Origin of the sequence: Aureimonas sp. SK2 (assembly GCF_029813115.1) — a bacterium.
Lineage (GTDB): Bacteria > Pseudomonadota > Alphaproteobacteria > Rhizobiales > Rhizobiaceae > Aureimonas.
On the sequence record NZ_JAPZDS010000002.1, the window covers coordinates 382,761 to 409,314 of the forward strand.

Consider the following 26,554-nt stretch of genomic DNA (forward strand, 5'->3'; position numbering starts at 1 on the left):
AAGGGCTTATAGGCGCGGCGCATCCGTGCGAAAAGCGCCGCCATCATGCAGCCTCGCCCGTCCCGCCCCGGTCTCCTCGTCGCAGCGCCCCAGTCGGGGAGCGGCAAGACGCTGCTGACCCTCGCGCTTCTGCGATGGGCGCGCCGACGCGGGCTTTTCGTCGCGCCGGCCAAGGCGGGACCGGACTATATCGACCCGGCCTTCCATGCCGCCGCCGCCGGACGCGCCTCGGTCAATCTCGACCCCTACGCCATGCGCCCTGCGCTGGTGCGGGACCTTGCCGCGGCCGATGGCCTGCCGCTCGTGGTCGAGGGCATGATGGGCCTCTTCGACGGCGCGGCGGACGGCACGGGATCGGCGGCCGACCTTGCCGAGGCGCTGGGCCTGCCCGTCCTCCTCGTGGTCGACTGCGCGAAGCAGTCGCATTCGGTGGCGGCGCTGGTGCGCGGCTTTCGCGACCATCGGCCGGGCCTGCGTTTCTGCGGCCTCGCGCTGAACCGCATCGGCAGCCCCCGGCACGAGGCGCTTCTGCGTGCGGCGCTGGAGCCGCTCGGCCTGCCCGTTCTGGCCGCGCTTCTCCGGCAGGAGGCGCTGGTCCTGCCCGAGCGCCATCTCGGCCTCGTTCAGGCGGGCGAGACCGCGGGGCTCGACGCCTTTCTTGAAGCGGCGGCGGACTGGTTCGCCGAAGGCGCTGACGCTGCGGCCTTCGAGGCGCTTCTCGGCCCCGCAAGCCCCACCTGTCCGGATCGGGCCGCCGTCGCCCGTCTCGCCCCCCTCGGCGCACGGATCGCCGTGGCGCGGGACGAGGCTTTCGCCTTCGCCTATCCCCATCTCCTCGACGGCTGGCAGGCCGGCGGGGCGGAGCTCTCGTTCTTTTCGCCGCTCGCGGACGAGGGGCCGGACACGGCTGCGGACGCGGTGTTCCTGCCCGGCGGCTATCCCGAACTCCATGCCGGGCGGATCGCCGCCGCGAGCGGCTTCCGTGCCGGCATGGAAGCCGCGCGGGCGCGCGGTGCCCGGATCTACGGCGAGTGCGGCGGCTACATGGTGCTGGGCGAAGCGCTGGAGGATGCGGAGAGGCAGCGACACCCGATGCTCGGCTTCCTGCCGCTCGTCACCTCCTTCGCGCAGCGCCGGCTGCATCTCGGCTATCGCCGGCTTCGGCCCCGACCGGGTGGGCCTTGGGGCGAGCCGCTCGTCGGGCACGAGTTCCACTATTCCACCGCCGTCTGGGAGGGCGAAGCCGAACGCCTGTTCGAGGCGCGCGATGCGCTCGGCGCGGATCTCGGCGCCGTGGGTCTCCGGCGCGGCCAAGTCGCCGGCTCCTATCTCCACGTGGTGGATCTCGCATGACGACCCATCTCGTCCATGGCGGGGCGCTGGGCGCTGCCGTCGCGCGCTTCGGCGGACGGCGGGAGGACTGGCTCGACCTGTCCACCGGCATCAATCCCGTGCCCCCACCTTTGCCCGAGCTTGAACCCGCCCTTTTCGCCCGTCTGCCGGAGGCCGAACTGGAAGCGGAAGCGCGCGAGGCGGCGCGCCTTCACTACGGCGCCGCTCCGGAGGCCGGGATCGTGGCGGCGCCCGGCAGCCAGGCGCTGATCTCGCTCCTGCCGCATCTCCTGCCGTCTGGGCCGGCGGCGATCCTTCATCCCGCCTATGCCGAGCACGCCCGCGCCTTTCGCGCGGCTGGCCGCGCCGTCCTTGGCCTGTCGGACCCTGCGGATGCGCCGGCTTCCGCCGCCGTCGCGGTCGTCGTGAACCCCAACAATCCCGACGGGCGCCGGTTTTCACGTGAATCGCTTTTGGAGCTGGCGGACGCGATGGCGGCACGCGGCGGCTGGCTGGTGGTGGACGAAGCCTTCATGGATGCCGATCCGCGCGAGAGCCTCGGACCCGACGCCGGGCGTCCGGGACTCGTGGTGCTGCGGTCCTTCGGCAAGTTCTTCGGCCTTGCGGGCCTGCGGCTCGGCTTTGCGCTGACGACGCGGGACCTTGCCGCCGGGATACACGCACGCCTCGGACCTTGGTCGGTGTCCGGCCCGGCCCTGGCCGTGGGCGCGCGGCTGATGGCGGACAGGGAGACGATCGCCGCCCTGCGCGCCGCCATTGCCGTGCGGTCGGCGCTGACGCGCGGCGCGATCGCGGCGGCGGGTCTCTGCCCCGAAGGCGAGGCGGCCCTCTTCTCCCTCGTGTCGGTGCCGAACGCGCATGCGCTGTTCGAGGCGCTGGCACGGCGGCGGATCCTCGTTCGTCCCTTTGCCGAACGGCCGGACTGGCTGCGATTCGGCGTGGTGCGCGACGCGGCCGAAGCGGAGCGGCTCCGAGCGGCCCTCGAGGCGGCCCTGCCGGAGCTCCGCGCTTGAGCGTCTGGCTCGCCCCGCTGGCACTTGGGCTCGACCGGCTCGTTGGCGATCCCGACTGGCTGTGGCGACGCCTGCCCCATCCCGTGGCCGGCTTCGGCGCACTGATCGCGCTCGCCGATCGCTGGGGCAACCGTCCGCACTGGCCTAATCGTGGCCGCCGTCTGGCGGGTGTCGCATCCATCCTCGTGCTTCTCGCGCTCGCCGCGCTTCTCGGCGCCCTCCTGCACGGCCTCTTCCGGCCTCTCGGCTGGCCGGGTCTTGCGGTGGAGGCGGTGCTGGCGTCCGTGTTCCTGGCGCAGAAGAGCCTGATCGACCATGTCGCGCGCGTCGCGACGGCGCTGGAGGGCGAGGGTCTGGCGGCGGGGCGGCGGGCGGTGTCGATGATCGTCGGGCGCGACCCGGCTGCGCTGGACGAGGCGGGCGTCAGCCGCGCGGCGATCGAGAGTCTCGCCGAGAACGCCTCGGACGGGGTGGTCGCCCCGCTCTTCTTCCTTCTCCTCTTCGGCCTGCCGGGCCTCCTCGCCTACAAGATGCTGAACACGGCCGATTCGATGATCGGCCACTTGGACGAGCGCCATCGCGCCTTCGGCTGGGCGGCCGCGCGGCTCGACGACGTCGCCAACTGGATCCCCGCGCGCCTCACCGCTGGCCTCTTCGCCGTCGCGGCCTGGATCCTGCTGGGCCGCGCGAGCGCTTCGCGTGCGGCCCGTGCGGCGCTGGCCGACGGCTCGCGTCACCGCTCGCCCAATGCCGGCTGGCCGGAAGCGGCCGCAGCCGGCGCGCTAGACCTCGCGCTCGGCGGCCCGCGCCGCTATGGCGAACTCGCGGTCGAGGCGCCGTTTCTTCATGGATCGGGCCGGCGCGCGGCAGAGCCGGCCGACATCCGTCGGGGACTGCGCCTGTTCCGGCGTGTCTGCGATCTTCTCCTCGGTCTGACGCTGGTGCTTGCCCTCACGCTGTGAGCAGGGCGAGGCCGAGCAGCCAGGCGAGTTCCGTAACCTGCTGGCAGGCGCCGAGCGTATCGCCCGTCTGGCCGCCCAGCCGGCGCCGGAGAACGCCGCTGAGGAGAAGCCAGGCGACCGCGGCCAGGAACGGCGGCAGGAGGACGGCGCCGGTGCCGAAGACGGGCAGCGTCGAGACCAGCGCCAGCAGGATGCCGATCAGGACGGCGAGCCGGCCGGCGCGTGGCGACGGGCGCCCCACCCGGTCGGCGAGGCCGCCGGGATCGGCGCTCGGCAGCGCGGCCCAGAGGAGCGCCATCGCGCCTCGGCTGGCGGCACCCGCGGCGGGCAGGGCCAGCGCGGCGGCGAGCGCCGAGCCGGCCGCGATGTCGGCAAGGAGCGCGATGCGCAGGAGGAGGGCGCCGACGAGCGCCAGCGCGCCATAGGTGCCGACCCGGCTGTCCTTCATGATCGCGAGCGCCCGGCTCCGGTCGGCATGCCCGAACAATCCGTCCGCCGTGTCGCCGAGCCCGTCTTCGTGCAGCGCGCCCGTCAGCGCGACGAGAAGGAGGACGGCGAGGGCGGAGGCGGCGAGCGGCGACAGACCGGTTTGGAGGACGCCGTAGAGGAGGAGGGCGGACGGGGCGGCCACCAGCAGCCCCACCACTGGAAAGGCGGGCGCATCCCGCCCCAGCGGCACGGGCGGCCCGGCGAAGGCGGCCGGCACGGCCGGCAGGCGGGTGAGAAAGGCGCCGGCGCGTAAGGCGGGGTACAGGAGGCGAATCATGCGCCGAGCCTACACCATGCCGGCCGGCCGCTCGCCGGCCGGACCGGTTTGCGCGAGGTCCCCTTTGCGCCTATCACGCGGGCAAACCCGCCCGACCTTTCCGGAGCCCAGCCCCATGTCCGCCACCGGCCTTCCCTTCGACGACATCCGCGCGCTTCTCCGACAGATGCCGCAGGCCGACGGGGCGGCCCGGCACGCGGCGCGCCACCGCCAGGAGGAGCTGACCAAGCCCTCGGGAAGCCTCGGCCGGCTGGAGGAGATCGCCGAGTGGATGGCGGCCTGGCAGGGGCGGGCGCCGACCGTCGACCGGCCCGTGGTCGCGGTCTTTGCCGGCAACCACGGCGTGGCCGCCAAGGGCGTTTCGGCCTTTCCACCGTCCGTCACGCAAGGCATGGTGGAGAACTTCGCGGCCGGGGGCGCCGCGATCAACCAGATCTGCGCGACCTTCGATCTCGGGCTCAAGATCTTCGACCTGGCGCTGGACTATCCGACCGCCGACATCTCGGAAGAGGCGGCGCTGTCGGAGCGCGACTGCGCCGCCACCATGGCCTTCGGCATGGAATGCCTGGCGGGCGAGCCGGACCTCCTGATCCTCGGCGAGATGGGTATCGGCAACACGGCAGTGGCCGCCGCGCTCTTCGCGGCCCTGTTCGGCGGCACGGCCGCGGACTGGGTCGGCCCGGGTACGGGCCAGGACGCCGCCGGCATGGCGCGCAAGACGGCCGTGGTGGACCAGGCGCTCGACCTCCATCGCTCGCATTTCTCCGACCCGCTGGAAGTGCTGCGGCGCCTTGGGGGGCGCGAGATCGCGGCCATGAGCGGCGCGATTCTGGCCGCGCGCATGCAGCGCGTGCCGGTGATCGTGGACGGGTTCGTCGCCACGGCAGCGGCGGCCGTCCTCCATGCCATGGACGCAAGGGCGCTCGACCATTGCCTGTTCGGCCACGTCTCGGCCGAGCCCGGCCACCAGAAGGCGCTCGCCGCCATGGACAAGGTACCGCTTCTGGCGCTCGGCATGCGGCTCGGCGAGGGCACCGGCGCGGCGTTGGCGGCGGCGGTCGTGAAGGCCGCGATCGCCTGCCACAACGGCATGGCGACCTTCGCGCAGGCGGGCGTCGCCAACCGCGACTGAGGTCAGGGCGTGGGCGGGCCGGGTTCCGGCGGGGCCTGCGTCCCGTCCGGCGCCGGCTTGTAGGCGATCAGGAAGACCCAGGCGGCATAGGCGCCGATCGCCCCGGTCATGATGGCCCACATCGGGTCGCCGACCGTAAGTTCCACCACCGTCCAGGCGGCGCAGACGGCCACGACGGCGATGCGGCGCCACAGCGGGCGGAAGAAGGGATGGCTGGCATCCTTCAAGGGGAAGTCCTCCTGCCGGCGCATCCGGCCCCGGCCTTATAGCGGGCCGGACGCCCCGAGGCACGCCCGGGCGCGCACGTTGTCGCGAGCGCGGCTCACGCCCTCGCCCGTGCCAGGGCCTTCGTTTCCCCCGTCTCGGTGGGAGCGCGTTCGGGCGCGGCGGGCGCGTTCACCGCGCGCCACCAGTCGAGGAACAGCGCCAGCGCGAAGTGCACGGCCAGGCCCAGCACGATCAGGCCCGTGTCGAAGGCGAGCGACGGCTCGCGGTTGAGGCGCAGGAGCTGGGCGAAGAGCGACAGAACCGTGCCGACGGCGAAGACCGGAAGCGAATGTCGGCCGAGAAGCGCGAACGGGTTGTCGCGGCCGACCCGCTGGAAGGGCGAATGCGCCGGCGCATAGGCGAAGACGTAGACCAGCGCCAGGAGATGCAGGAGGCGCGGCGCCGAGACATAGGTCTTGTCGAAGCTGCGCAGGAACTCGGGCAGGGGCAGCGCGTGCTCCCATCCCCAGAGCGAGCCCGAGACGAAGACGAAGGACAAGGCGAGATAGGCCAGCGCGGCGATGTAGAGCGAGCGCGAATAGGCGACCAGCGCGTGGCCGCCGGCCTTGGCGAGTCCCGTCGCGAGGCCGATGGCGAACAGGAACTGCCAGGCGAAGGGATTGAACTGCCAGCCGCCGGGATTGGGATGGTTGGGCAGGTTGAAGCGCCAGACCCCGCAGGCGAGCCAGATGGCGCCGCACACCGCCAGGAGGCCCGCGAGGCCGAACCGGCGCACCACGGCCAGCATGGCCGGCAGCATGAGGAGGAGCACGGCATACATCGGCAGGATGTTGAGATAGGCGAACTGGTGGCCGAGCGTCGCAATGCCGGCGAGCGTATCGACGGGGCGCGACAGGAAATAGCCGAAGCCGAGCTGCATGAGATAGCGCCCGTCGCCTGTGGCGAGCGCGGCGAAGGCGTAGAGGCTCACCACGATCATCGTGAGCGCGATGTGGTTGAGATAGAGGACGCCCGCCCGCCGAAAGGCGCGGATCGCGGCGACGAGGCCGGACCGCTCCAGAAAGCTGCGCCCGTAGGCGAAGGCGCAGGACACGCCCGCCAGGAAGACGAAGAGCTCGGCCGAATCGGAAAAGCCGAAATTGCGCGACGTGAAGTGCTCCCAGAGAACCCCGGGCACATGGTTCACGAAGATCATCAGGAGCGCGACGCCGCGATAGAAGTCGATGCGATGATCGCGCGGCGCGGTTAGGCGCCGTGAGGGTATTGGCATGGATACTCTGAACGCTTCCGACGCTTGTCGCCCGCCCGGCCCTGTCGGGCCGAACCGGCTTCATGTCCCTTCAGGGGATATCGCGCCCGGATCGGGCGAGGGCAAGGCAGGGAGCGGCCGGCGCCGGCGCGCGCCCCCAAAGCGCACGATGCAAACGCCTGTTCCCAAAGGCCTATGGCCGGCGGGCGGCCGTTCACGCGCCGATCACAAAACGCTTAGCCGTATGGGCGTCAGCGCATGTCCTCGTCCGTGCGCGTCATGTGCTCGCGCAGGATCGGGCGCACCGGCATGGAAAGCGGCGCGCGCGGCGGGGGCAGCAGGAGCTTGCGCAGGAAGGCGAGGGCCTTGCGCTTGCCGAGCCGCGCGGCCTCGACGACGACCTGCGGCTCGGGACCGGTGCGGCCCTCGAAGACCAGCCGTTCGGCGATCGCCGTCAGGAGGTCCTCCTCCGAAAGGTCCGGCCGGTCCACCAGCATGCCGGCAGGGCGCGCATCGAAGAACCGCTCGGGCGCACGGGAGGCATCGATCGCCGGACGCCCCTCGAGGGTGGCGGGAGGCAGACTCACGGCCGACCCGTCCATTGGTAGAGCCAGGTCTCGGAAATGATGCGCTGGTTGAAGGACAGCTTGGCGCGCAACTCGACCGGCGCGGCATCGAGTTTCTCCAGCTCGATCGACAAGCGCCAGCCGCCGCCCGGCAGCCGGCTCACGCCGCTATGCACGAGGCGGGCCGTGTCGGGCACTTCGAGGATCGGCACCACCACGGCATCGCCCGGTAGGTTCTCCGCCGTGCCCCCGACGAAGTTGATCTCGAAGCGGCGCAGGTTGGTCTCGCCCGTATCGGCCGCATTGCCGCCGAGCCCTGCATAGGTGCCACCGACGACCGCCTGGTGGCTCTCCATCTCGTCGACGAAGCCCCAGTGCATGCGGTAGCGGAACTCGAACTGCGAGCCCGCCGCCGGCTTCTCCTCCGGCACCCAGAAGGCGACGATGTTGTCGTTGACCTCCGAATCGGTGGGGATTTCGACCAGTTGCACGATGCCCCGGCCCCAGTCGCCCATCGGCTCGATCACCAGGGAGGGGCGCAGCTCGTAATGCGCCTCGACGTCCTGATAGTGGGAGAAGTCGCGGTCGCGCTGGAGCAGGCCGAAGAGCTTCGGGGAAGTCTCGCTGAAATAGGATAGGGCGAGCTCATCGGGGTTCTTCAGGGGGCGCCAGAGGCGTTCGCCGTTGGGGCGCAGGATGAAGAGACCGTCGCTGTCGTGGACCTCCGGCCGGAAGTCCTCGCGCACGTTGTGGTCGTTCTCGCCGAAATGGTACATCGAGGTCAGCGGTGCGACGCCGAGCCGCTCCACCTCGCTGCGGAAGAACAGCCGGGCCGTCACGTCGATCTGCGTCTCGACGCCTGGCCGGATGAAGAAGGAATAGGCACCGGCCAGGCTCGGCCCCTCCAGCTCGGCGAAGATCTGGATCGTCTCCTGACCCGGCTGCGGCTTCACGATGTAGAAGGCGGTGAAGCGCGGGAATTCCTCGGCGGCCGCCGTCGCCGTGTTGATGGCCAAGCCCCGCGCCGACAGGCCGTAGCGGTTGTTCATGCCGAGCGCGCGGAAGTAGGAGGCGCCGAGGAACGAGACCAGCTCGTCGTAGAGATCCGGCCGGTCCAGCGGGTAGTTCAGGCGGAAGCCGGCGACGCCCGGAAGCTGCAGGTTCACGAAGGCGGAGGGGTCCAGCGGCGCCAGGAACTCGAAGTTCGCGCCCGAGAAGATCTGCGGCTGGAAATGGGTGCCGTCGCCGATGAAGAGGCGCGTCGTATCCTTGTACAGGAATCCGGGGAAATAGGCCTGCAGGTGGAAGTTCATGGGCTCGTTGGCCCAGACCGTCTGGTCGCGACGGTAGAGGATGCGGCGGTAGCCGTCGTAATCGAGGTCGGCGATCGGCTGGGGCAGGTCGCGCGCGGGCTCGGACCAGGGCGCGGCCGCACGGGCGCGCATCGCGTTGGACAGGGCGTCGAAGGAGAAGGCGTTGAGGTCCACCACGGTAGGCGGCGGGGCGGGGGGCGCGGCCGGGGCCGGGGCCGCCGGCGCAGGCGCGCCCGGCGCCGGAGGCTCCTGTGCTGCGGCGCGCTGTGCCCAGACAAGGGCGAGGACGCCGCCCAGTCCGTATTTCAGAGCCGTGCGGCGTGAGGTCGGGGTCTGTGTCGTCACGGAAATGGCAGGCTTCTTTCGGAAGTGCGGCAAGGCCCTTAGCATATGCAAAAAGCCGCCGCCTGCCTAGCGCATCGGCTCGATGGGAGCCGGGCGCCCTGTCACCGCAATCGGCGAAGCTTGGCCGCCAGAAGACTGTCGGCTTCCCGCAGAGCCTCCAGGAGATCGCCGCGACGCTCCGGAGCGACGGCCGAGTTGAGATCGCCTTCCAGCTTTTCCCACAGGGCGTTGACACGGCCCCTGAGAGCCTCGCCGGCCGGGGTGAGCATGACCATGGTGCGGCGCGCATCGTGACTGTGGGCGGTGCGCTCGACCAGGTTCTTCTCCATCAGCCGGTCCAGCATCTTGGATACGGTCGAAGGCCGGACCGAAAGCTGATCCGCCAAGGCGGAGACGCTGATGGGAACGCCGGGCTCCACGCGCGCCAGGAGCTGATCCTGGCCCGGATGGAGATCGATCTCCATCAGGAGCAGCGACAGAAAGGCCCTGGTCGACTTCGAGATCGACAGAAGGTGCTGCACCATGCCTCCCTCGCCTGCCGGGGCGGAGGACGACGAAGCGAGCGCGGCGTCGGACGAAACGAGAGTTTGGCTCATGCACCCTTTATGCGGGACCCCGACAACGCGTTGCATTAAACTACTTGTAAGTCTGACAAATAAACCGGCGAACGAAAAAATGGATGTTTTTGCAACCACCGGAGGTGTCTGGCGCGGGAAATGAGGCGGCAAGCCTTCGTTCAGTGTGTTTGAAAGTCGTCGATGCAAGGTCATCCCGCAGAAACTTCGGGCGCGATACAACCTGTTATCCCGGATCGGAGGGTGAGACAGGTATGTGGATCGAGGAGGCCCACTGCGGCGAAGCGGCGGCGAGCGTGCGTCTGTCCAAGCTGCTGGGGGCCTTGTCCTTCGCGCTCGATCTGACGGAGGGGCAGCCGATCGGCCATTGCGCGCGCGCCGCCTGGATCGGCCTGTCGATCGGACGCCGCATGGGGCTGACCGAGGCGGAACTCGGCGAACTCTACTACACCGTCCTCCTCAAGGACCTCGGCTGTTCCAGCAACGCGGCGCGCATCTGCGAGCTGTATCTCGCTGACGATCTCGCCTTCAAGCGGGACTTCAAGACCTTGGGGACCAGCCTGCCCAAGGTTCTGGGTTTCGTCCTGTCACATACCGGCCGCCGCTCGCCGCTGGGGGACCGGCTCCGGGCCATCCTCCACATCGCGCGGCACGGCGGGGAGATTTCCGTCGATCTGATCCAGACCCGCTGCGATCGCGGGGCCGAGATCGCCGCTTCGCTCGGCTTTCCCGCCTCGGTGAGCGCCGGCATTCAGGCGCTGGACGAGCACTGGAACGGCACCGGCAAGCCGGTCGGTCTCGCGGGTGAGGCCATTCCCGTCCTCGCGCGAATCGCCCGCTTGGCGCAGATCGTCGATGTGTTCCATACGGCGGCGGGACCGCAAGCGGCGCTGGATGAAGCGCGGGCGCGCGCCGGAACCTGGTTCGACCCGGACGCGGTGGCGTGTTTCGAGGCCGCGGCGTCCGCTCCCGGCTTCTGGCAGGATCTCGCGGCTCCCGGACTTTCCGCCCGCGTCTTCGCGCTTGAACAGGGGCGGGGCCTCGTTCCCGTGACCGAATCCTATCTCGACGACGTCGCCCGCGCCTTCGCGCAGATCGTCGATGCCAAGAGCCCCTTCACCTCCGGCCATTCGGAACGCGTGTCGATCTATGCCGACCTCGTGGCGGGCGAACTCGGCTACGGCGAGGCGCGCCGACGCTGGCTGCGCCGGGCGGCGCTGCTCCACGATCTCGGCAAGCTCGGCGTGTCCAATGCCGTTCTCGACAAGAACGGGCGGCTCGACGAGGACGAGCTGCGCGAAGTGCGCACCCATGCCGAACTGTCGGAGCGGATCCTCGCCCATGTCCCGGCCTTCCGCGACATGGCCCGGGTCGGCGGCGCCCATCACGAGCGGCTCGACGGGCGCGGCTATCCGCGCGCCCTGAAAGACGACGAGATCGACCTCGACACGCGCATCGTGTCGGTGGCCGACGTGTTCGACGCGCTCACGGCCGATCGGCCCTATCGGCGGGCCATGACGGTGCCGCAGGCGCTGGACCTGATGGAGCGCGACTCCGGCACGGCCTTCGACCCCCGCTGCCTCGCGGCGCTCACACGCGCCCTCGGCCGGATCGAAGGGGACCTGTCGCGGGCGGCCTGAGTCATACCGACGCGCCTAATGAATTGATCTGTTTCGCCGGCGCGGCCTTCGTCGTGGACGAGGAGGGCGAGGGGAGCGGCCTTCCGGCCGTGACCCCGAGCCCGACGACGACCACGACGGAGGAGGCTCGGCCCTGCGGGCGGGCCTTGGCGGTCTTTCGGAGTGCGTCGCCGCGCTTGGACGTGCCCCCTTGTACGCCCGGCGCGTCGCTCCTACCCGAAAGTCCGCCAAGGCCCACGAAACAGGTCAATTCACAGGCGCGTCGGTATCAGATCTCCTCGTACGACTGGAGTTCGCCGAGCCGCGCCTCCAGCCTGCAGCGCAGACCCCCCGGCTCGTAGTCCATGACCACGGCGCCGGCCGAGGAGCCCGGCAGGCCCATCTCGATCAGCCTGGTGCCGAACCCCATGCGCTCCGGACGCTGGACCGGCGGCCCGCCCGCCTCGTGCCAGACAAGCGTGAGGACCGCCTCGCCCTCGCTTTTGCCCACCGACCACTCGACCCGCACCGAGCCGCCCGGCACCGACAGGGCGCCGTACTTCACGGCGTTGGTGGCCAGCTCGTGTCCGACCAGGGCGAGCGACAGGGCGGCCTTGGGGCCGATCATCACCGGCGGGCCGGACAGGGCTATGCGCTCCTCCGGGTCGTTGGGCGCGACGGCCGCGCGCAGGATGGCCTCCACCGAGCCGCCGTCGCTGCGCCCGGCAAGGAGGATGTCGTGCGCCTGAGACAGGGTACGGATGCGCTGGCCGAGGCTGGCGCGCGCGCTGGCCAGGTCCGGCGCGCCGCGCAGGGTCTGCGTGGCGATCGACTGCACCACGGCCAGGGTGTTCTTGAGGCGGTGGGCGAGCTCGTGGTTGAGGAGCTTGCGCTGCTCGTCGTCGCGCTTGCGGCTCTCGATGTCGCTGACGGCGATCACGGCGGCCACCGTCTGGCCGCCGCCGTCCTTGACCGCGCTGCCCTGGACCTCGATCCAGCGGCCGCCGTCCTCCGGGCGACCGGTGCGCATTTCCAGCGAGGCGGCGTCCGCCTCGCCCGAGACGATGCGCGCCAGGGGATGCTCGTCCCGGCCGACGGGACTGCCGTCCTCGTGGAAGCCGGCGAAGCGGTTTTCGGCATCAGCGTCGGCCGAGGGCGCCCGCGGCCCGAGCAGGCTGTCCAGCCGCCGGTTCGCCAGGAGCACCCGGCCGGTCGGCGCCTCGGCGAGAAGGACGCCGACCGGCATGTCGTCCACCAGGGTGCGCACCCGCGCCTCGTTGATCCGAAGCGCCCGCTCCTGGTCGATCCGGTCGCTGACGTCGAGAAAGATCACCGTGAAGCGGTCGTCGCCGAAGGGGCGCACGATGCCCTCGTACCAGCGGCCGAGCGAGCCGACGCGGCGCGTGAAACGGCTCGGCTGGCCGGTCTCCACCACGGTGGCGAAGTCCTCGATCCATTCCGGCTCGATGTTCGGCAGCACCTCGCGCACGCTTCGCCCGACGACGCTGCCCTCGGGGATGCCCGTCAGCGCGTACCAGGCGCGGTTGACCTCCTCGTAGGCCCAGTCCACCACCCGGCCGTCCGCGTCGCGCAGCACCCGGCCGAGGATGAAGGCCTCCTCGAGCTGCTCGAAGATCGTGCGCCAGCGCGCTTCGGAGAGGCGCTCGGACATCGCGGCCATGACCAGCTCGGCGGCCGAGGACAGCCGCGCGAGATCGCCGTCCGTCCAGGTGCGCGGGGCTCCGTCGATCGCCGCGAGCGCGCCGACCAGCTCTCCGCTGGCCAGCCGCAGGGGCACGCCGAGATAAGCGACGACGCCCAGCACGTCGATCGCGCGGTTGTTGCAGAAGTCCGGGTCGAGGCGGGCATCGGTCACCACGACGGGGCGGCCCTCCTCCACGACATGGCGGCAGAAGGACATGTCGAGCGGCGTCTCGCCGTGGCTCGCCCAGGGTTCGGGAAGGCCGGGGCTGGCGGCGAAGAACTGTCGTTCGCTGCCGACCAGGGTGACGATGGCGACGGGAACGCCGAGCATCACGCGCACATGCTCGGCGATCAGCAAGAACTGTCGCTCGCCCACACGCTCCAAAAGGCCGCTGTGACGGAGGGCGCGGACGCGTGCATCCTCACGGCGGGGATGCGGTGTCTCGTCGGGCGCCGTGTCGGAATGGATTTCGTGCATCGACCGTTTCAGGAGCAACAGGTCACGGAATCTAGGCTTCGACGGCGCGACTGACAGGGGCGGGCGGCGACGGACACCTCTCAGCCCATCCGGGCGGAGGCGTAGCCGCCGGGCGAGGCCGGGAAGACCACGGTACGATCGCCGTTCAGGAAGGTGCGATGGTGGATATGGGCGTGGATGGCGCGCGAGAGCACCTGCGCCTCGACGTCCCGGCCGATCGAGACGTAGTCCGCCGCCGACTGCGCATGGGTGATGCGAGCGACGTCCTGCTCGATGATCGGGCCTTCGTCGAGGTCGGCCGTGACGTAGTGGGCCGTGGCGCCGATCAGCTTCACGCCGCGCTCGTAGGCCTGCTTGTAGGGATTGGCGCCCTTGAAGCTCGGCAGGAACGAGTGGTGAATGTTGATGATGCGGCCGGACATGCGCTGGCACATCGCATCGGACAGGACCTGCATGTAGCGGGCGAGCACGATCAGCTCGGTGCCGGCGCTTTCCGCGATCTCCAGGATGCGCGCTTCCGCCTGCGGCTTGTTGGCTTTGGTCACCGGCACGTGGTGGAAGGGCAGGTCGTGGTTCACGACGACCTTCTGGTAGTCGAGGTGGTTGGAGACGACGCCGACGATGTCGATGGGCAGGGCGCCGATGCGCCAGCGGTAGAGGATGTCGTTGAGACAATGGCCGAAGCGCGACACCATCAGGAGCACCTTCATCGGCACGGCGGCGTCGAAGATCTCGTAATCCATTGAGAAGGGAACGGCGACCGGCGCGAAGCCCTCGCGCAGCGCCTCCAAGCCGACGCCCTCTTCCGAGCGGAAGCCGATGCGCATGAAGAAGCGGCCGGTCTCCAGGTCGTCGAACTGCGCCGAGTCCACGATGTTGCAGCCGCGCCCGGCGAGGTAGGTCGAGATCGCCGCCACGATGCCGCGCGCCGTCGGACAGGTCACCGTCAGGACAAACTGCTGCATCGTGGTCGGCCCGCTCTCCAAGTCGTGTCGAGCGGCTCATGGCATGCGGGCGGCGGCAAGGCCAGCCACATTCGCAGGAAGAGGCAGGCCTGCGGGCCGCAAGCCCTCTCTGCTCGTGGCGTCGCCGGACGTTTCGGCCCGGCGGGGCGATCAGCTGTCCATCTTCAGCGCGGCGATGAAGGCTTCCTGCGGGATGTCCACCTTGCCGAACTGGCGCATGCGCTTCTTGCCCTCCTTCTGCTTGTCGAGGAGCTTGCGCTTGCGGCTTGCGTCGCCGCCGTAGCACTTGGCGGTCACGTCCTTGCGGAGCGCCGAGATGGTCTCGCGCGCCACCACCTTGCCGCCGATCGCCGCCTGGATCGGGATCTTGAAGAGGTGGTTGGGGATCAGCTCCTTCAGCTTCTCGCACATGGCGCGGCCGCGCTTCTCGGCCTGGGTGCGGTGGACCAGCATGGAGAGCGCGTCCACCGGTTCGGCGTTGACGAGGATCGACAGCTTCACGAGGTCGCCCTCGCGATAGTCGGCGAGCTGGTAGTCGAAGGACGCGTAGCCCTTGGAGATCGACTTCAGGCGGTCGTAGAAGTCGAAGACCACCTCGTTGAGCGGCAGCTCGTAGGTGACCATGGCGCGCTTGCCGACATAGGACAGGTCGACCTGGATGCCGCGCCGCTCCTGGCAGAGCGTCAGGATGTTGCCGAGATAGTCGTCGGGCGTCAGGATCGTCGCCTTGATCCAGGGCTCGTAGATCGCCTCGATCTGCATCGTGTCCGGCATGTCGGCCGGATTGTGCAGCATCACCATCTCGCCGTTGCGCATCCGGATCTCGTAGACTACCGACGGCGCGGTCGCGATGAGGTCGAGGTCGAACTCGCGGCTCAGGCGCTCCTGGATGATCTCCAGATGCAGGAGCCCGAGGAAGCCGCAGCGGAAGCCGAAGCCGAGCGCGGCCGAGGATTCCATCTCGAAGGAGAAGCTTGCGTCGTTGAGGCGCAGCTTGCCCATGGCCGCGCGCAGGTCGTCGAAGGCGGCGGCGTCCGTCGGGAAGAGGCCGCAGAAGACGACGGGCTGGGCCGGCTGGAAGCCGGGCAGCATCTCGGCCGTCTGGCGCTTGTCCTCGGTGATCGTGTCGCCGACGCGCGTATCGGCCACTTCCTTGATGGAGGCGGTGATGAAGCCGAGCTCGCCGGGGCCGAGCGCGTCCATGTTGACCATCTTGGGCGTGAAGACGCCGACCCGATCGACGGGATACTTGGCGTCCGTGCCCATCATGCGGATGGTCTGGCCGCGCTTCAGCTCGCCGTCGATGACGCGCACGAGCACGACGACGCCGAGATAGGCGTCGTACCAAGAATCCACGAGCATCGCCTTGAGGGGCGCGTCGCGGTCGCCGGTCTTGGGCGGCGGCAGGCGCTTGACGATGGCCTCCAGCACCTCCTCGATGCCGATGCCCGATTTCGCCGAGATCATCACGGCCTCGGAGGCGTCGATGCCGATGACCTCCTCGATCTGCTCCTTCACCTTGTCGGGCTCGGCGGCGGGCAGGTCGATCTTGTTGAGGACCGGCACGATCTCGAGGTCGTTGTCCAAGGCCAGATAGACGTTGGCGAGCGTCTGCGCCTCGACGCCTTGAGCGGCGTCCACCACCAGCAGCGCGCCCTCGCAGGCCGAGAGCGAGCGCGAGACCTCGTAGGCGAAGTCGACATGGCCCGGCGTGTCGATGAGGTTGAGGACGTAGGTCTCACCGTCCTTGGCCGGATAGGTCAGGCGCACGGTCTGCGCCTTGATCGTGATCCCGCGCTCCTTCTCGATATCCATGTTATCGAGAACCTGCTCCTTGCCCGCCATCTCGCGCGCGTCGAGGCCGCCGGTGAGCTGGATCAGCCGGTCGGCGAGCGTCGATTTGCCATGGTCGATATGGGCGACGATGGAGAAGTTGCGGATGCGGGAAAGCGGCGTCTGGCTCATGACAAACGCCTATAAGGCTTTGCGAGGCTGACGGGAATGGGGTTTTGCGCCGCCATTCCCGATCCGGAGCGGTTCAGGCGCCGTCGCCCCGCGCGATCCGCTCGCCGCGCCGCTCGTCGAAGAAGAACGGGCGAAGGCGCACGCCGACCGTGTTGCCCGCAAAGGCCGCGACGAGCCAGAGCCAGCCGTGCAGCGACCCGCTCGCGATGCCGGAGAAATAGGCCCCGATATTGCAGCCATAAGCGATGCGCGCGCCGTAGCCGAGAAGGAGCCCGCCCACGACCGCCGCGGCGAGCGAGCGCAGCGGGATGCGAAGGCTCGGCGCGAACCGGCCGGCAAGGCTCGCCGCCAGCATGGCGCCCGCGATGATGCCGAAGTCCATCACCGAGGTGACGTCGGCAAAGACGCTGTTCGACAGGGCCTTGGCGTTGGCAGGTGTCTGCCAGTAGGCCCAGGCCGAGGGATCGAAGCCGATGGCTTGCGCGCCCTTGGCGCCCCAGAGCGCGAAGGCGGAGGTGATGCCCCAGGGCCGACCGGCGAGCGCGAGCGTCACGAAGTTCAGGACGGCGAGGGCGAGGGCCCCGGCGATCAGGGGCCAGGGGCCGCGCGCGAAGCGGGCGAAGCCCTTCGTGGCCGGCCGCGCCTCGGTCTCCAACGCGCCATGGCGACGCCGTTCGGCCCACACGGTCAGGGCGGCGATCGCGGCGAAGAGGGCGAGCGAAACGCCGATGCCGGGCAGGGGGCCGAGCGTGTGCACCAGCGAGACCGGCTGGATCGAGGGCAGCGCCAGCCACCAGTCGAAATGCACCGTGGCGAGCACCGAGCCGACGATGAAGAAGACCAGCGTCACCAGCATGCGCGCGTTGCCGCCGCCGGCGGTGAACAGCGTTCCGGAGGCGCAGCCGCCGCCCATCTGCATGCCGATGCCGAACAGGAAGGCGCCGACGACGACGCCGGTCGAAAGCGGCGAGACGAGGCCGGTCACAGGCTGGCCGAACAGGGTACCCGCCCCGAGCGCGGGAAAGAACAGCACGACGGCGAGCGCCAGCATCGCCATCTGCGCCCGAAGGCCCCGCCCGCGCCGTTCCAGGATGAAGACCCGCCAGGCCGAGGTGAAGCCGAAGGCGGCGTGATAGAGCGTCAGGCCCAGCGCGCCGCCGAGCAGCAGCAGCGCGCCCTGGCGCGGACCGTAGGCTGCGCCCAGCGCGAGACTGCCGAGGAGAAGCGTCGCGAAGGCCGCAAGCCCCGGCGGGCCGGGCAGGACGGCGGGCGCGGGACGAAGGGTGGCATCGGTCATCGGTCAACTCCAGGCGTGGCCGGCCGCTTTCGTCCGACCCGCCTCATTCATCGTGGATGATCGATAGATAAGCCTCGCTTATTGTGACCGCGAGGCATGACCATCCGAGTTGCCAGGGAGAAGCGGACGGCTTTTGCGTGGATCGGGCGGCGGGCAGGTCGTTGCGTGCGCGCATCGGCCTTCCGCCGACCTGCCAGCGAGCCTGCCGGCTGCGGACATCAGGCGACGGCGTCCTGCCTCGGGCCTTCCGCGATCGCCTCACCCTGGATCGCGACCCGGTTACGGCCTGCCCGCTTGGCGGCGTAGAGCGCCGCATCGGCCCTCGTGATGCCGTTGCGAATCGTGTCCGAGCCCGCGATTCGGGAAACCCCGATGCTCGCGGACATGCGGACCGCCTGACCGTCGTGATCAACGCACCGCCCGGCGACCGCCTCCCGCAGGTGCTGAGCGGCGGCCTTTGCCGTTTCGAGCGAGGCACCTGGCAGCAGCACGACGAATTCCTCGCCGCCGGACCGTGCGAGGATCGCGGTCTCGGGCAGACAGGTCTCGGCCCGGCGGACGAATTCTCGCAGCGCCTCGTCGCCCGCGGCATGGCCGTAGCGATCGTTGAGAGCCTTGAAGTGGTCGAGATCGGCGACCATCACGCCCATCGGCCCGGAAGCCTTCGCCTCGTAGGCTCTGAGGCCCGCCAGGTTCAGGCAGCCGGTCAGGGCGTCGCGATGGACGAGCCGGTCGAGCCGGAGATTGTCGCGCTCCATCACCATTCCGAAGATGCAGGCGATGGCGATCGTGCTGCAGACCTGATCGGTGAGCGAGATGGCGAGCGTGACGTTTTCCGGCGTCAGGTTCACCGAGCCCCAGACGACGACGGAAACCGTGGTGGCGAGTTGCACGGCGAAGGTCGTGCCGGCCATCCATCGGAACGCCAGTCGATCCCGGTTGCGGCACAGGACGTAGAGCGGCACCTGGATGGTTATCGCGCAGCTGAGGACGAAGGTGACGAGTTCCGGCTCGCTGCCACCGGGAAAGGCGGCGAGGAGCAGGGCATGCACCAGCGGCGGAACCGGCAGCGACGAGAGCATCAGCTTGGAGAAGGGGCGTCGTCCGTCGAAGCCACGGAATCCAGCCAGGATGAGGAGCGAACCGGCGACCAGCAGCCCATAGGTGGGGCCTCCCAGGGCGGGATGGGCCTTCCCTGCCATCTGCAGGGCGAGACCGGCGGCAAAGACGAAGAACGCCGCGGACCACCAGCCGAGATAACGCTTCTCCACTCGCACCAGCCAAGCGACCGCGAGAATCAGGCAGCAGGTGACGTTGGTGATCGCGCTTGACACGTGGAGCGTGTGTAGGTCCATCGCAGCAGCCCGGATCCGTCATTCTCGACCCATCATAAGGGCTCGGTCCGACGGGGAGGTTAACGACCGCGAGCGTCCGGGGGATTGCGGCTCCACGCACCTTCGGGGCACGGCTACCCCTCGGCGTGCCGAACTTCCGCCAGACCGAGCCAGCGGGCGAGAAGCTGCAGTTCCGCCTCCAGCGCCGCGCGCGTGTCGGCCGGGGCGTCCGGCTCCAAGTGCAGGGACGGCACCAGAAGCCGCGCGCCGGCCCTGTCGGCCTTGAGGTCGACGCGCGCGGCGAGGCGCTCTCCGTGGAGGAAGGGGAGGACGTAGTAGCCGTGCTTGCGCTGGGCCGCCGGGACGTAGATTTCGATCCGGTAGCGAAAGCCGAACAGGCGCTCGGCGCGCGCCCGCTCCCAGACCAGCGGGTCGAAGGGGGCGAGAAGGGCCGCGGCCGCGACCCGGCGCGGGGATCGCGCATCCTTGTGAAGGTAGGCGGCGGGCCAGCCCGGCACCGAAACGGACAGGAGGGTGCCGTCTTCCACGAGGTCGGCGACGGCGCTGCGCGTTTCCGGCGGTCCCAGCCGGAAATAGTCCTTGAGCTCGCCGAAGGTCGCGATTCCGAGCGCCCGGGCCGAACGCTCCACGAGGATGCGATGCGCTTCCCCTTCGTCCGGCGTCTGCAGCGCCAGGATGGCAGGCGGAATCACGCGCTCCGGGAGGTCGTAGACCCGCTCGAAGCTGCGCCGGCGCGTGCGCGTCGTCAGGTGCCCGGCATAGAAGAGCCATTCCAGCATGCGCTTGGGCTCGGACCATTCCCACCAGCCGGTGCGCCCCGTCTCGAAATCCGAGGCGCTCGAGGGTCCGTCCCGGCGGATGCGGTCGAGAAGCGCCATCGCCTCCGCTCGCCGCGGGCCGGCAAAGGCGCGCATGCCGGGGTAGCCGGCCTCGCCCCGGTCGGCCCGCATCATGCGCCAGCGCAGCGCCGGATGGAGGTCGAGGGGCAGGAGCGAGGCCTCGTGCGCCCAATATTCGAAGACCCGCCGCTCCGACGGCCGGCCCCAGGCGTCGCGGTCGAGAAGGGCGGTGTCGTAGGGGCCGAGCCGCGAGAAGGCCGGCAGGTAGTGCGCGCGGGCAAGGACGTTGACGCTGTCGATCTGGTGCAGCCCCAGCCGGTCGAGGTTGCGGCGCAGATGCAGCGCGCCCGCCCGCTCGGGCCGGCCCTTACCGAAGCCTTGTGCGGCGAGCGCGACGCGCCGCGCTTCGGCGGGCGAGAGGGACAGCGTCATGCCTGCCGCTCCAGAAGGGCGCGCTCGGCCTCGGTCAGGGGGCGGACCGCGCCCTTGGGGAGGTCCCCGAGCGGGAGGTCGCCGATCGAGACGCGCACGAGGCGCAGCGTCTGCGCGCCCAACGCGGCGAGGAGGCGGCGGATGTGGCGGTTGCGACCCTCGTCCAGCACGATCTCGGCCCAGGCGCTGCGCGTGCCCTCACGCAGCCAGCGAGCCGAGCGCACCCCGAGCCGCTCGCCCCGGTCCTCGACGCCCGCACGGATGGCAGCCAGGAGCGCGTCGTCGGCCGCGCGGTCGATCTGGACGTGATAGGTCTTGGGAACGTGCGAGGCGGGATCGAGCAGGCGCTGCGCCAGACCCGTGTCGTTGGTGAGGAGGAGCAGCCCCTCGCTCGCCTTGTCGAGCCGTCCGACCGGCGAGACATGCGGCAGGTCCAGCCCGTCGAGGCACTGATAGATCGTCTCGCGCCCCTCCGGGTCGTCGCGCGTGGTCACGAGGCCGCGCGGCTTGTTCAGCATCAGGAGCACCGGCGCCTCGGCGCGCACGGGGCGCCCGTCCACCTCGATCCGGGCGGTGGCCGCATGGGTGCGGTGCTCGGGATCGCGCACCACGCGCCCGTCGAGCCGTACGCGGCCCTCGCGGACCAGCGCCTCGCCCTGGCTGCGCGAACAGTAGCCGAGCTTGGACAGGACGCGCGCCAGGCCATGGCCGCCGTCGCCCGCCTGGCGGGCTCGGGCGGGTTGCGGACGGGACGAGGTGCGGTTCCTGGGCGGCATGGCGATCGGCGCGGCGGGTCTGTTCCTGATTGCGACGCCGCGACCCTCAGTGCAAGCCCTCAGGGCGCAGCGGGCTCCGGCGGGGCGGCCGGATCGGGCGCCTTTGCCGCGAGGTCCCAAAGCCGGGCGATGCGGGCGGCGAAAGCCTCGGGCGTTTCCGCGAGGAGCCGGCCGCAGGTCTCCGCGGCTTCCGCGCGCAGTTCGGTCTGGTGTCGGTCGAGGAGTGCCAGCACTATGTCGAGATCGGCTCGCGCGCCGAAGGAGCGCGGATCGGCCAGCATCTCGGCATGGAGCACGGCATAGTCGTGGTCGCGGCCGAGCGCGTCGGCCGCCCGGTCGGCCTCCTCGCGCAAGGGGGCGATCACGGCAGGCCAGACATCCTCTAGGAGCTTGAGGTGCATGCCGAGATACTTGATCCGCTTGCGCAGATCGTGGAAGTCTTCCGCATGGCCGCTGCGGCGCGCCGTCTTCAGGTCGCGCCGGCCGCGGCGATAGTTGGCTTCGATGGCGGAGACGACCTGGCCGCGGTTGCGGCCGGCCTTGCGGCCGAGCACCAGCGCGTCGAGTGCCAGCCGCCCTTCCTTGAGGCTGCGGATCGCGGCGGCCGCCACGTCCTCGGCGCTGCCCTGCGCTTCGATCGCGGCCTGGCGCTTGAGTTCCAGCGCGGTGCGCACCACGGCGAAGGACGGGCTCTCGACCTCGCCGGCGAAGCGCGCCTCCAACCCGTCCAGCGCCTCGATCAGCGCCGTGCGGTCGCGCACGCCCGAAAGGGTGCGGCCGGCATCGCGATAGCGCGCGTTCTCCGCGGCGGCGAAGTTGGGTTCGGCCGCGCGCAGGAGACGCACCAGCCCCCGCAGCTTCTTCAGGCGCTTGCGGGCCTCGTGGACCGCCTCGTGCCGATTATCCTCGCCGTCCGACAGGTCGCGGACCGCCTTGTCGATCTGTTCCTGGGCGGCGCGCCGGATGGAGGCGTCGACGGGGATACGGGGGTCGAAGCGGTAGGCCATGCTCTCCTCTGCGGCCGGAACGGCCGAAGTACCCATCTAGGGCGCAGCAGGGGGGAAACACGGCGCCCTGCGCCGGGAATCGTCAATCCGGGCGTCCGTTCAGCGCGAGGGCGGCGTTGGTGTAGCGCGGGTCGCGCGTCACCTCCCTGCCGATCCAGTCGGGGAGCGCCACAGGATGGTGAAGGGCGGGCAGCTCGATCTCGGCCATGACCAGGGGCGCCAGCGCGCCCTCGAAGACATCCACCTCGATCGTGAGATCGCCAAGCGGCACGAGATGACGGCGCTTGGACACGACTAGGCCGACGCGGGCAGCCTCCAGCTCGGCCGCGTCGGCTTCGGGGATGGGATATTCATATTCGCCGCGGGCATGGCCCGCGCCGGTCTTCACGGTCATCATGGCGCCTCGCCCTTCACGCAGACGCACCCGGACCGTCAGATCCTCGCGGACCGCCAAGTAGAACTGGCGTATCCGCGTCCCCTCGTCCGCCTCCTGGCGCCACCCGTCGCCGTTGAGGAGGAACTTTCGCTCGATCTCGATTCCCATGAGCGTTCAAGGTCGCGCGCCGGCCCGTTCCGTCAAGCGCCATCAGTCGTCCTCAACGAACAGTTCCTTTCGCTCGTTGCGGATGAAGGGGAGGGGCGCGAAGATCACGCAGGTCGGGCATGATCGTCAGGCCGACGCCGAAATCCGCCAACGGATCGACGCCCAAGAAAAAACCCTGCAGCCGGAAGGCGCAGGGTTCCATCTTGGCGGTGGTCGTCGTCGCGGTCCGCCAGTTCATCCGTGGTCGAAGCCGGGCGACGGGATGATGCTGGCACGCCAAGCCTGCGCGGAGCTGGCGGCACGCAAAAAAAAGCCCGCCGATGGTTCGGCGGGCGGGATCGCGGGCCACGCGGGGCCGGCTTTACAGGGCTCAGAGAGCCTTGAGGTTCTGCGCGGCGAGCTTGCCGGTCTTGCGGTCGGCGACGAGCTCGAAGCTGACCTTCTGGCCGTCCGTCAGGCCGTCGAGGCCCGAGCGCTGCACCGCCGTGATGTGCACGAAGGCGTCCTGACCTCCATCATCGGGGGCGATGAAGCCGAAGCCCTTGTCGGAGTTAAACCATTTCACGGTTCCCGTAGCCATGGGACACCTTTCTACGCAAGCGTTCGTCGGCGGCCTTCCGGCGCGCTCCAGTTTCGAATATCGCGATGAAACGGGATAAGCAGGCGCCGCGCTGGCGGCGCAGGGCCAAACGTCCGGCCATCTCACGACCGCTTCGATATGCCCGTGCCCGAAGAAAAAGGCAAGCCGGGGTTATCTCTTCAGTCGGACAATATGATGTGTCATCGCCTCGCATGCGCGCCTCTGCCGCAGGATCTTCCTTGGGCGCCCACGCATTTGGTTACGATGATGGATCCCGCCTCGCCCCTCCGCCTCCCGTCGCAGCGTATGCGCCTCGAAATGCCCTCGCACCGCATCCAGGCCGTCTCATGCTGAACCGCGTGAAACCGGCACTGGATCCCACCGTCGCGCTGCCGGGACGGCCGAAGGCCCTGCCGCTCGAAGCCTACGCGGCGCTCGGCGACGGGCGATCCGTGGCGCTGGTCGGGCTCGACGGGTCGATCGACTGGTGGTGCGTGCCCAACATGAACTCGGCCCCGATGCTCGATCGCATCCTCGACGAGGAGCGCGGCGGCTTCTTCTCCCTGACGCCGGTCGGCGACTACCGGGCGCAGCGCACCTACCGCCCGGACTCCAACGTCTTGGAAACGGTGTTCGAGGGACCGGGGGGGCGGGCGCGGCTGGTGGAGTCGCTCAACAGCGGCTCGGGCGGCCGGCTGCCCTGGTGCGAACTGGCGCGCCGGATCGAGGGGCTGGAGGGCGAGGTCGCGTTCGAGCTGCGCCTCGTCTTCGGCACGCAGGCCGACACGATCTGCCCCTTTCTCTTCGCCAACGCCAACGCCACGACCTTCCATGCGGGCTCGGTGATCGGCCTCCTGCGCACCAGCGACGGCGTGGTGATCGAGGAGGAGGGCGACGGCGAGATCCGGGGCCGGGTCAGCGTCGTAGCCGGCGCGCGCGAGGTGGTCGCGATCGTGGCAGGCGAGGACGAGCCGCTGGTGGTCGAGGCGCCCGAGCGGATCGACGCCCGCATCGACGTGACCGACGGCGAATGGCGGCAATGGTGCGCCGGGATCCAGTTCGACGGTTCCTACCGACCGCAGGTGATCCGCAGCGCGCTGGCGCTCAAGCTCCTTCTCTACTCGCCGACCGGGGCGATCGCCGCGGCTGCCACGACCTCGCTGCCGGAGGGGATCGGGGGCGAAAAGAACTACGACTACCGCTACGCCTGGGTTCGCGACGCGTCCTACACGATCAAGGCCTTCCTGCGCATCGGCGCCTCGGCCGAGGCCAAGGGCGCCTTTACCTGGCTGATCAAGCGGCTGGCCGAGCACGGCGCACTGGTCTGCTATACGCTGGAAGGCGGGCTTCTTGGCGAGGAGGTGGAGATCGACGTGCCGGGCTATCGCGGCAGCCGCCCCGTCCGGCGCGGCAACCAGGCCGCCGGCCAGCACCAGCACGGCATCTACGGCGACATCTTCGAGACGGCGGCCCGCTTCGTGGCGGGCGGCAACGTGCTCGACCCGCGCAGCGCGGCGGTGCTGGCGGGCGTCGCCGACCGCTGCGCCGAGACCTGGCGCCAGCCCGATTCCGGCATCTGGGAACTCTCGGAGCGCCGGCATTACACGATGTCGAAGATCAGCGCCTGGCAGGCGCTGGCGCGCGCGGTGGAACTCGCCGACGGCGGCCACATCCCCTCCACCTGCCGGGAGCGCTGGGCTCGCTCGCGCGACCGGATCGCCGCCTGGGTGGACGCCAATTGCTGGTCGGAGCGGCACCAGTCCTATGTCATGGTGCCGGGCGGAGACGAACTCGACGCCTCGCTCGCGCTCGCCGTGCGCTTCGGGTTCGACGGGCGCGACCGCCTGGAAAAGACGCTGCGGGCGCTCGACGCGAAGCTGCGAAAGGGCCTCTTCCACTATCGCTACCACGGCGTGGAGAGCCACGAGGGCTGCTTCCTCGCCTGTACCTTCTGGATCATCGAGGGGCTGGCGCTGCTCGGCCACCGCGACGAGGCGCGTCTGCGCTTCGACGAGGTGCTCGACGCGCTGGGCGACCGGGGTGCCGGCATCCTGGCCGAGATGGTGGATCCGAAGTCGCTCGCCTATCTCGGCAACATGCCGCAGGGCCTCAGCCATCTCGCGCTGATCCAGACGGCCGCGACCCTCGACGGCTGCGATCTCTGATCAGCGCCCGTCGCGGATGCGCGAGAAATAGTCGTCGCCGCCGACCTGGCCCCCCTTCAGCGCGATCTCGAGCCCGTCGAAGGCCGGATCGTCGCTGTGGGCCAGCGCCAGGGGCGAGCCCGGCGTGTCGGCGAGTGGCAGGCGGGTGGTGAGCGCGTGGATGCCGAGCTGGCGCAGCGCGTGGCTTGACGTGTCGCCGCCCGCGATCACCGCGCGGCCGAGGCCGAGGCGTCGCACCAGGCCCGCCTGGAGCCGGCCGAGCCCGCGCCCGATGGCGTGGCGCGCGCCCTCCGTTTCGGCAAATTCCGCCCCGATGTCGCTTTCCGGCCCCATGGCGGTGTGGACGATCACCGAGCGACCGGCTCGGAGCGCGGTTTCGGCCCGCGCCTCGACGGCCTCGACCGCCGCCGTGTCGCCGGCCACGATGGCGCGTGGGTCGAAGGCGATCGGCTCGAAGCCGTTCTCGCCGGCATGCCGGATCTGGCGCTCTGTCGTGGGCGAGCAGCTTCCCGAGACGACCGAGATGCGCTCCGCCGGCGGGAGCGGCGCGAAGGCGGCGGGGGCGCCGATGCGGCCGGTCTTCGCCCAATGCGCCGTCAGCGCGTATTCGACCCCGGAGGAGCCGACGGCGAAGCGGCAGCCCGCCTGCGCCAACCGTTCGAGCTGGCGCCCCACCGCGCCTTGCGTTTCCGTGTTCAGGACATCGAGAAGCACGAGGCCGGGATCGGTGGCGAGGATCGCGTCGAGCCGGGCGTCGGCGTCCGGCACCGTTAGGGCGAGGTGGTCGAAGAGGGCGACGGAAAGAGTCGTCTGTTCGGCGAGATGCAGGGCGAGGTCGGCCTCGCGCATCGGTGTCACCGGATGGCGGCTCATGACGGGATGGCGGTCGATGCGGTAGGTCTCGCCCCGGTAACCCGCGAAGAGGTGGCCGAAGGCGGTCCAGCGCTTGAGCGGGGGCGCGCCGACGACGAGCGGCACGGGGCGATCGCCGAACAGGGCGCGCCCGATCTCGGCGGCGCGCCCGATCGAGCCGATGGCCGGGCTCGAATCGAAGGTCGAGCAGACCTTGTAGTGGGTGAGGTCGGCGCCCAGCGACTTCAGCCACGCGAAGGCGGCCGGCAGGTTCTCGTCCATCCAGGCCGGCGTCTCGCTGCGGCTGGTGCCGGCAAGGCCGATCGCCCGGGCGTCCGGAAACTTCGCCCGCTGCGCCTGCGTCGGCACTTCGGTGAAGAGCACCGTCTCGATGCCGCTGGAGGCCAGCGACTCCATCACGTCCGTCGAGCCGGTCAGGTCGTCGCCGTAGAAGGCGAGGAGAGGCGCGGTCAT

The 26,554-nt window shown here is 70.2% G+C and carries 24 protein-coding genes; 6 read left to right on the forward strand and 18 right to left on the reverse strand.

Annotated elements, in window-relative coordinates:
• The first annotated feature begins 45 nt into the window (after positions 1-45).
• The 3 genes from O5O54_RS04345 to cbiB are packed head-to-tail and all read left to right on the forward strand — an operon-like array spanning position 46 to position 3,328.
• Positions 46-1,353 carry a cobyrinate a,c-diamide synthase gene (locus tag O5O54_RS04345; protein ID WP_279479237.1) on the forward strand — a complete coding sequence of 436 codons (1,308 nt, stop codon included), beginning with the start codon at positions 46-48 and terminating at the stop codon, positions 1,351-1,353.
• Positions 1,350-2,366: a threonine-phosphate decarboxylase CobD gene (gene cobD, locus O5O54_RS04350; protein ID WP_279479239.1), complete on the forward strand. Its 1,017-nt coding sequence runs from the start codon at positions 1,350-1,352 to the stop codon at positions 2,364-2,366. Before O5O54_RS04345 ends, cobD begins: the two co-directional genes overlap by 4 nt.
• Positions 2,363-3,328, forward strand: coding sequence for an adenosylcobinamide-phosphate synthase CbiB (cbiB, locus tag O5O54_RS04355; RefSeq protein WP_279479241.1), 966 nt, complete (start codon positions 2,363-2,365; stop codon positions 3,326-3,328). The genes cobD and cbiB overlap by 4 nt, the downstream gene beginning before the upstream one ends.
• On the opposite strand, the gene cobS is transcribed toward cbiB, so the two are convergent.
• The gene (gene cobS / locus O5O54_RS04360; RefSeq protein ID WP_279479244.1) at positions 3,318-4,094 is read right to left on the reverse strand and encodes an adenosylcobinamide-GDP ribazoletransferase; all 777 of its coding nucleotides are present in this window, start codon (positions 4,092-4,094) and stop codon (positions 3,318-3,320) included. The two genes, cbiB and cobS, sit on opposite strands and share 11 nt — an antisense overlap.
• A 115-nt stretch (positions 4,095-4,209) precedes the next feature.
• Between cobS and cobT the strand changes: the two genes are divergently transcribed.
• Positions 4,210-5,226, forward strand: a complete 1,017-nt coding sequence (gene cobT / locus O5O54_RS04365) for a nicotinate-nucleotide--dimethylbenzimidazole phosphoribosyltransferase (protein WP_279479246.1) — start codon at positions 4,210-4,212, stop codon at positions 5,224-5,226.
• Between the two features lie 2 nt (positions 5,227-5,228).
• Here cobT and O5O54_RS04370 read toward each other — a convergent pair whose 3' ends face one another.
• The 5 genes from O5O54_RS04370 to O5O54_RS04390 form a co-directional block, all read right to left on the reverse strand.
• Positions 5,229-5,453 (reverse strand): DUF3329 domain-containing protein, encoded by a 225-nt coding sequence (locus O5O54_RS04370; RefSeq protein WP_279479249.1) that lies wholly within the window; start codon positions 5,451-5,453, stop codon positions 5,229-5,231.
• 95 nt (positions 5,454-5,548) lie between these two features.
• Positions 5,549-6,724, reverse strand: a complete 1,176-nt coding sequence (locus O5O54_RS04375; RefSeq protein WP_279479251.1) for an OpgC domain-containing protein — start codon at positions 6,722-6,724, stop codon at positions 5,549-5,551.
• A gap of 230 nt (positions 6,725-6,954) precedes the next feature.
• On the reverse strand, positions 6,955-7,290 hold the full coding sequence (locus O5O54_RS04380) for a hypothetical protein (RefSeq protein WP_279479252.1): 336 nt from the start codon (positions 7,288-7,290) through the stop codon (positions 6,955-6,957).
• On the reverse strand, positions 7,287-8,927 hold the full coding sequence (locus O5O54_RS04385) for a glucan biosynthesis protein G (RefSeq protein ID WP_279479256.1): 1,641 nt from the start codon (positions 8,925-8,927) through the stop codon (positions 7,287-7,289). Before O5O54_RS04385 ends, O5O54_RS04380 begins: the two co-directional genes overlap by 4 nt.
• Before the next feature lie 101 nt (positions 8,928-9,028).
• Positions 9,029-9,523: a MarR family winged helix-turn-helix transcriptional regulator gene (locus O5O54_RS04390; RefSeq protein WP_279479257.1), complete on the reverse strand. Its 495-nt coding sequence runs from the start codon at positions 9,521-9,523 to the stop codon at positions 9,029-9,031.
• A gap of 233 nt (positions 9,524-9,756) precedes the next feature.
• Here O5O54_RS04390 and O5O54_RS04395 point away from each other — a divergent pair, with 233 nt between their 5' ends.
• A complete protein-coding gene (locus O5O54_RS04395; protein ID WP_279479259.1) occupies positions 9,757-11,142 on the forward strand; it encodes an HD-GYP domain-containing protein in 1,386 nt (461 codons plus the stop codon).
• 268 nt (positions 11,143-11,410) lie between these two features.
• Here the strand turns inward: O5O54_RS04395 and O5O54_RS04400 are convergent, their stop codons facing one another.
• The 11 genes from O5O54_RS04400 to O5O54_RS04450 all read right to left on the reverse strand — a co-directional run bounded on the left by O5O54_RS04400 (position 11,411) and on the right by O5O54_RS04450 (position 23,063).
• A complete protein-coding gene (locus O5O54_RS04400; RefSeq protein ID WP_279479261.1) occupies positions 11,411-13,183 on the reverse strand; it encodes an HWE histidine kinase domain-containing protein in 1,773 nt (590 codons plus the stop codon).
• 200 nt (positions 13,184-13,383) lie between these two features.
• On the reverse strand, positions 13,384-14,268 hold the full coding sequence (gene purU / locus O5O54_RS04405; RefSeq protein WP_279479263.1) for a formyltetrahydrofolate deformylase: 885 nt from the start codon (positions 14,266-14,268) through the stop codon (positions 13,384-13,386).
• A gap of 150 nt (positions 14,269-14,418) precedes the next feature.
• Positions 14,419-16,233: a translation elongation factor 4 gene (gene lepA, locus O5O54_RS04410; protein ID WP_279479265.1), complete on the reverse strand. Its 1,815-nt coding sequence runs from the start codon at positions 16,231-16,233 to the stop codon at positions 14,419-14,421.
• 73 nt (positions 16,234-16,306) lie between these two features.
• Complete coding sequence (locus O5O54_RS04415; protein WP_279479267.1) at positions 16,307-17,530, reverse strand: YeeE/YedE family protein; 1,224 nt, start codon at positions 17,528-17,530, stop codon at positions 16,307-16,309.
• Between the two features lie 218 nt (positions 17,531-17,748).
• A complete protein-coding gene (locus tag O5O54_RS04420) occupies positions 17,749-18,885 on the reverse strand; it encodes a GGDEF domain-containing protein (RefSeq protein WP_279479269.1) in 1,137 nt (378 codons plus the stop codon).
• Positions 18,886-18,998: 113 nt separating this feature from the next.
• A complete protein-coding gene (locus O5O54_RS04425; protein WP_279479272.1) occupies positions 18,999-20,156 on the reverse strand; it encodes a winged helix-turn-helix domain-containing protein in 1,158 nt (385 codons plus the stop codon).
• The gene (locus O5O54_RS04430; protein WP_279479273.1) at positions 20,153-20,932 is read right to left on the reverse strand and encodes a pseudouridine synthase; all 780 of its coding nucleotides are present in this window, start codon (positions 20,930-20,932) and stop codon (positions 20,153-20,155) included. The genes O5O54_RS04425 and O5O54_RS04430 overlap by 4 nt, the downstream gene beginning before the upstream one ends.
• Positions 20,933-20,991: 59 nt before the next feature.
• Complete coding sequence (locus O5O54_RS04435) at positions 20,992-21,939, reverse strand: CHAD domain-containing protein (protein WP_279479274.1); 948 nt, start codon at positions 21,937-21,939, stop codon at positions 20,992-20,994.
• Positions 21,940-22,021: 82 nt separating this feature from the next.
• Positions 22,022-22,483: a CYTH domain-containing protein gene (locus O5O54_RS04440; protein WP_279479276.1), complete on the reverse strand. Its 462-nt coding sequence runs from the start codon at positions 22,481-22,483 to the stop codon at positions 22,022-22,024.
• A gap of 52 nt (positions 22,484-22,535) precedes the next feature.
• Positions 22,536-22,832, reverse strand: a complete 297-nt coding sequence (locus O5O54_RS04445; RefSeq protein WP_279479278.1) for a hypothetical protein — start codon at positions 22,830-22,832, stop codon at positions 22,536-22,538.
• A gap of 21 nt (positions 22,833-22,853) precedes the next feature.
• Positions 22,854-23,063 carry a cold-shock protein gene (locus tag O5O54_RS04450; protein ID WP_055890979.1) on the reverse strand — a complete coding sequence of 70 codons (210 nt, stop codon included), beginning with the start codon at positions 23,061-23,063 and terminating at the stop codon, positions 22,854-22,856.
• Positions 23,064-23,410: 347 nt separating this feature from the next.
• Here O5O54_RS04450 and O5O54_RS04455 point away from each other — a divergent pair, with 347 nt between their 5' ends.
• Positions 23,411-25,228, forward strand: coding sequence for a glycoside hydrolase family 15 protein (locus O5O54_RS04455; protein WP_279479285.1), 1,818 nt, complete (start codon positions 23,411-23,413; stop codon positions 25,226-25,228).
• Here O5O54_RS04455 and O5O54_RS04460 read toward each other — a convergent pair whose 3' ends face one another.
• Positions 25,229-26,554, reverse strand: coding sequence for a four-carbon acid sugar kinase family protein (locus O5O54_RS04460; protein ID WP_279479287.1), 1,326 nt, complete (start codon positions 26,552-26,554; stop codon positions 25,229-25,231).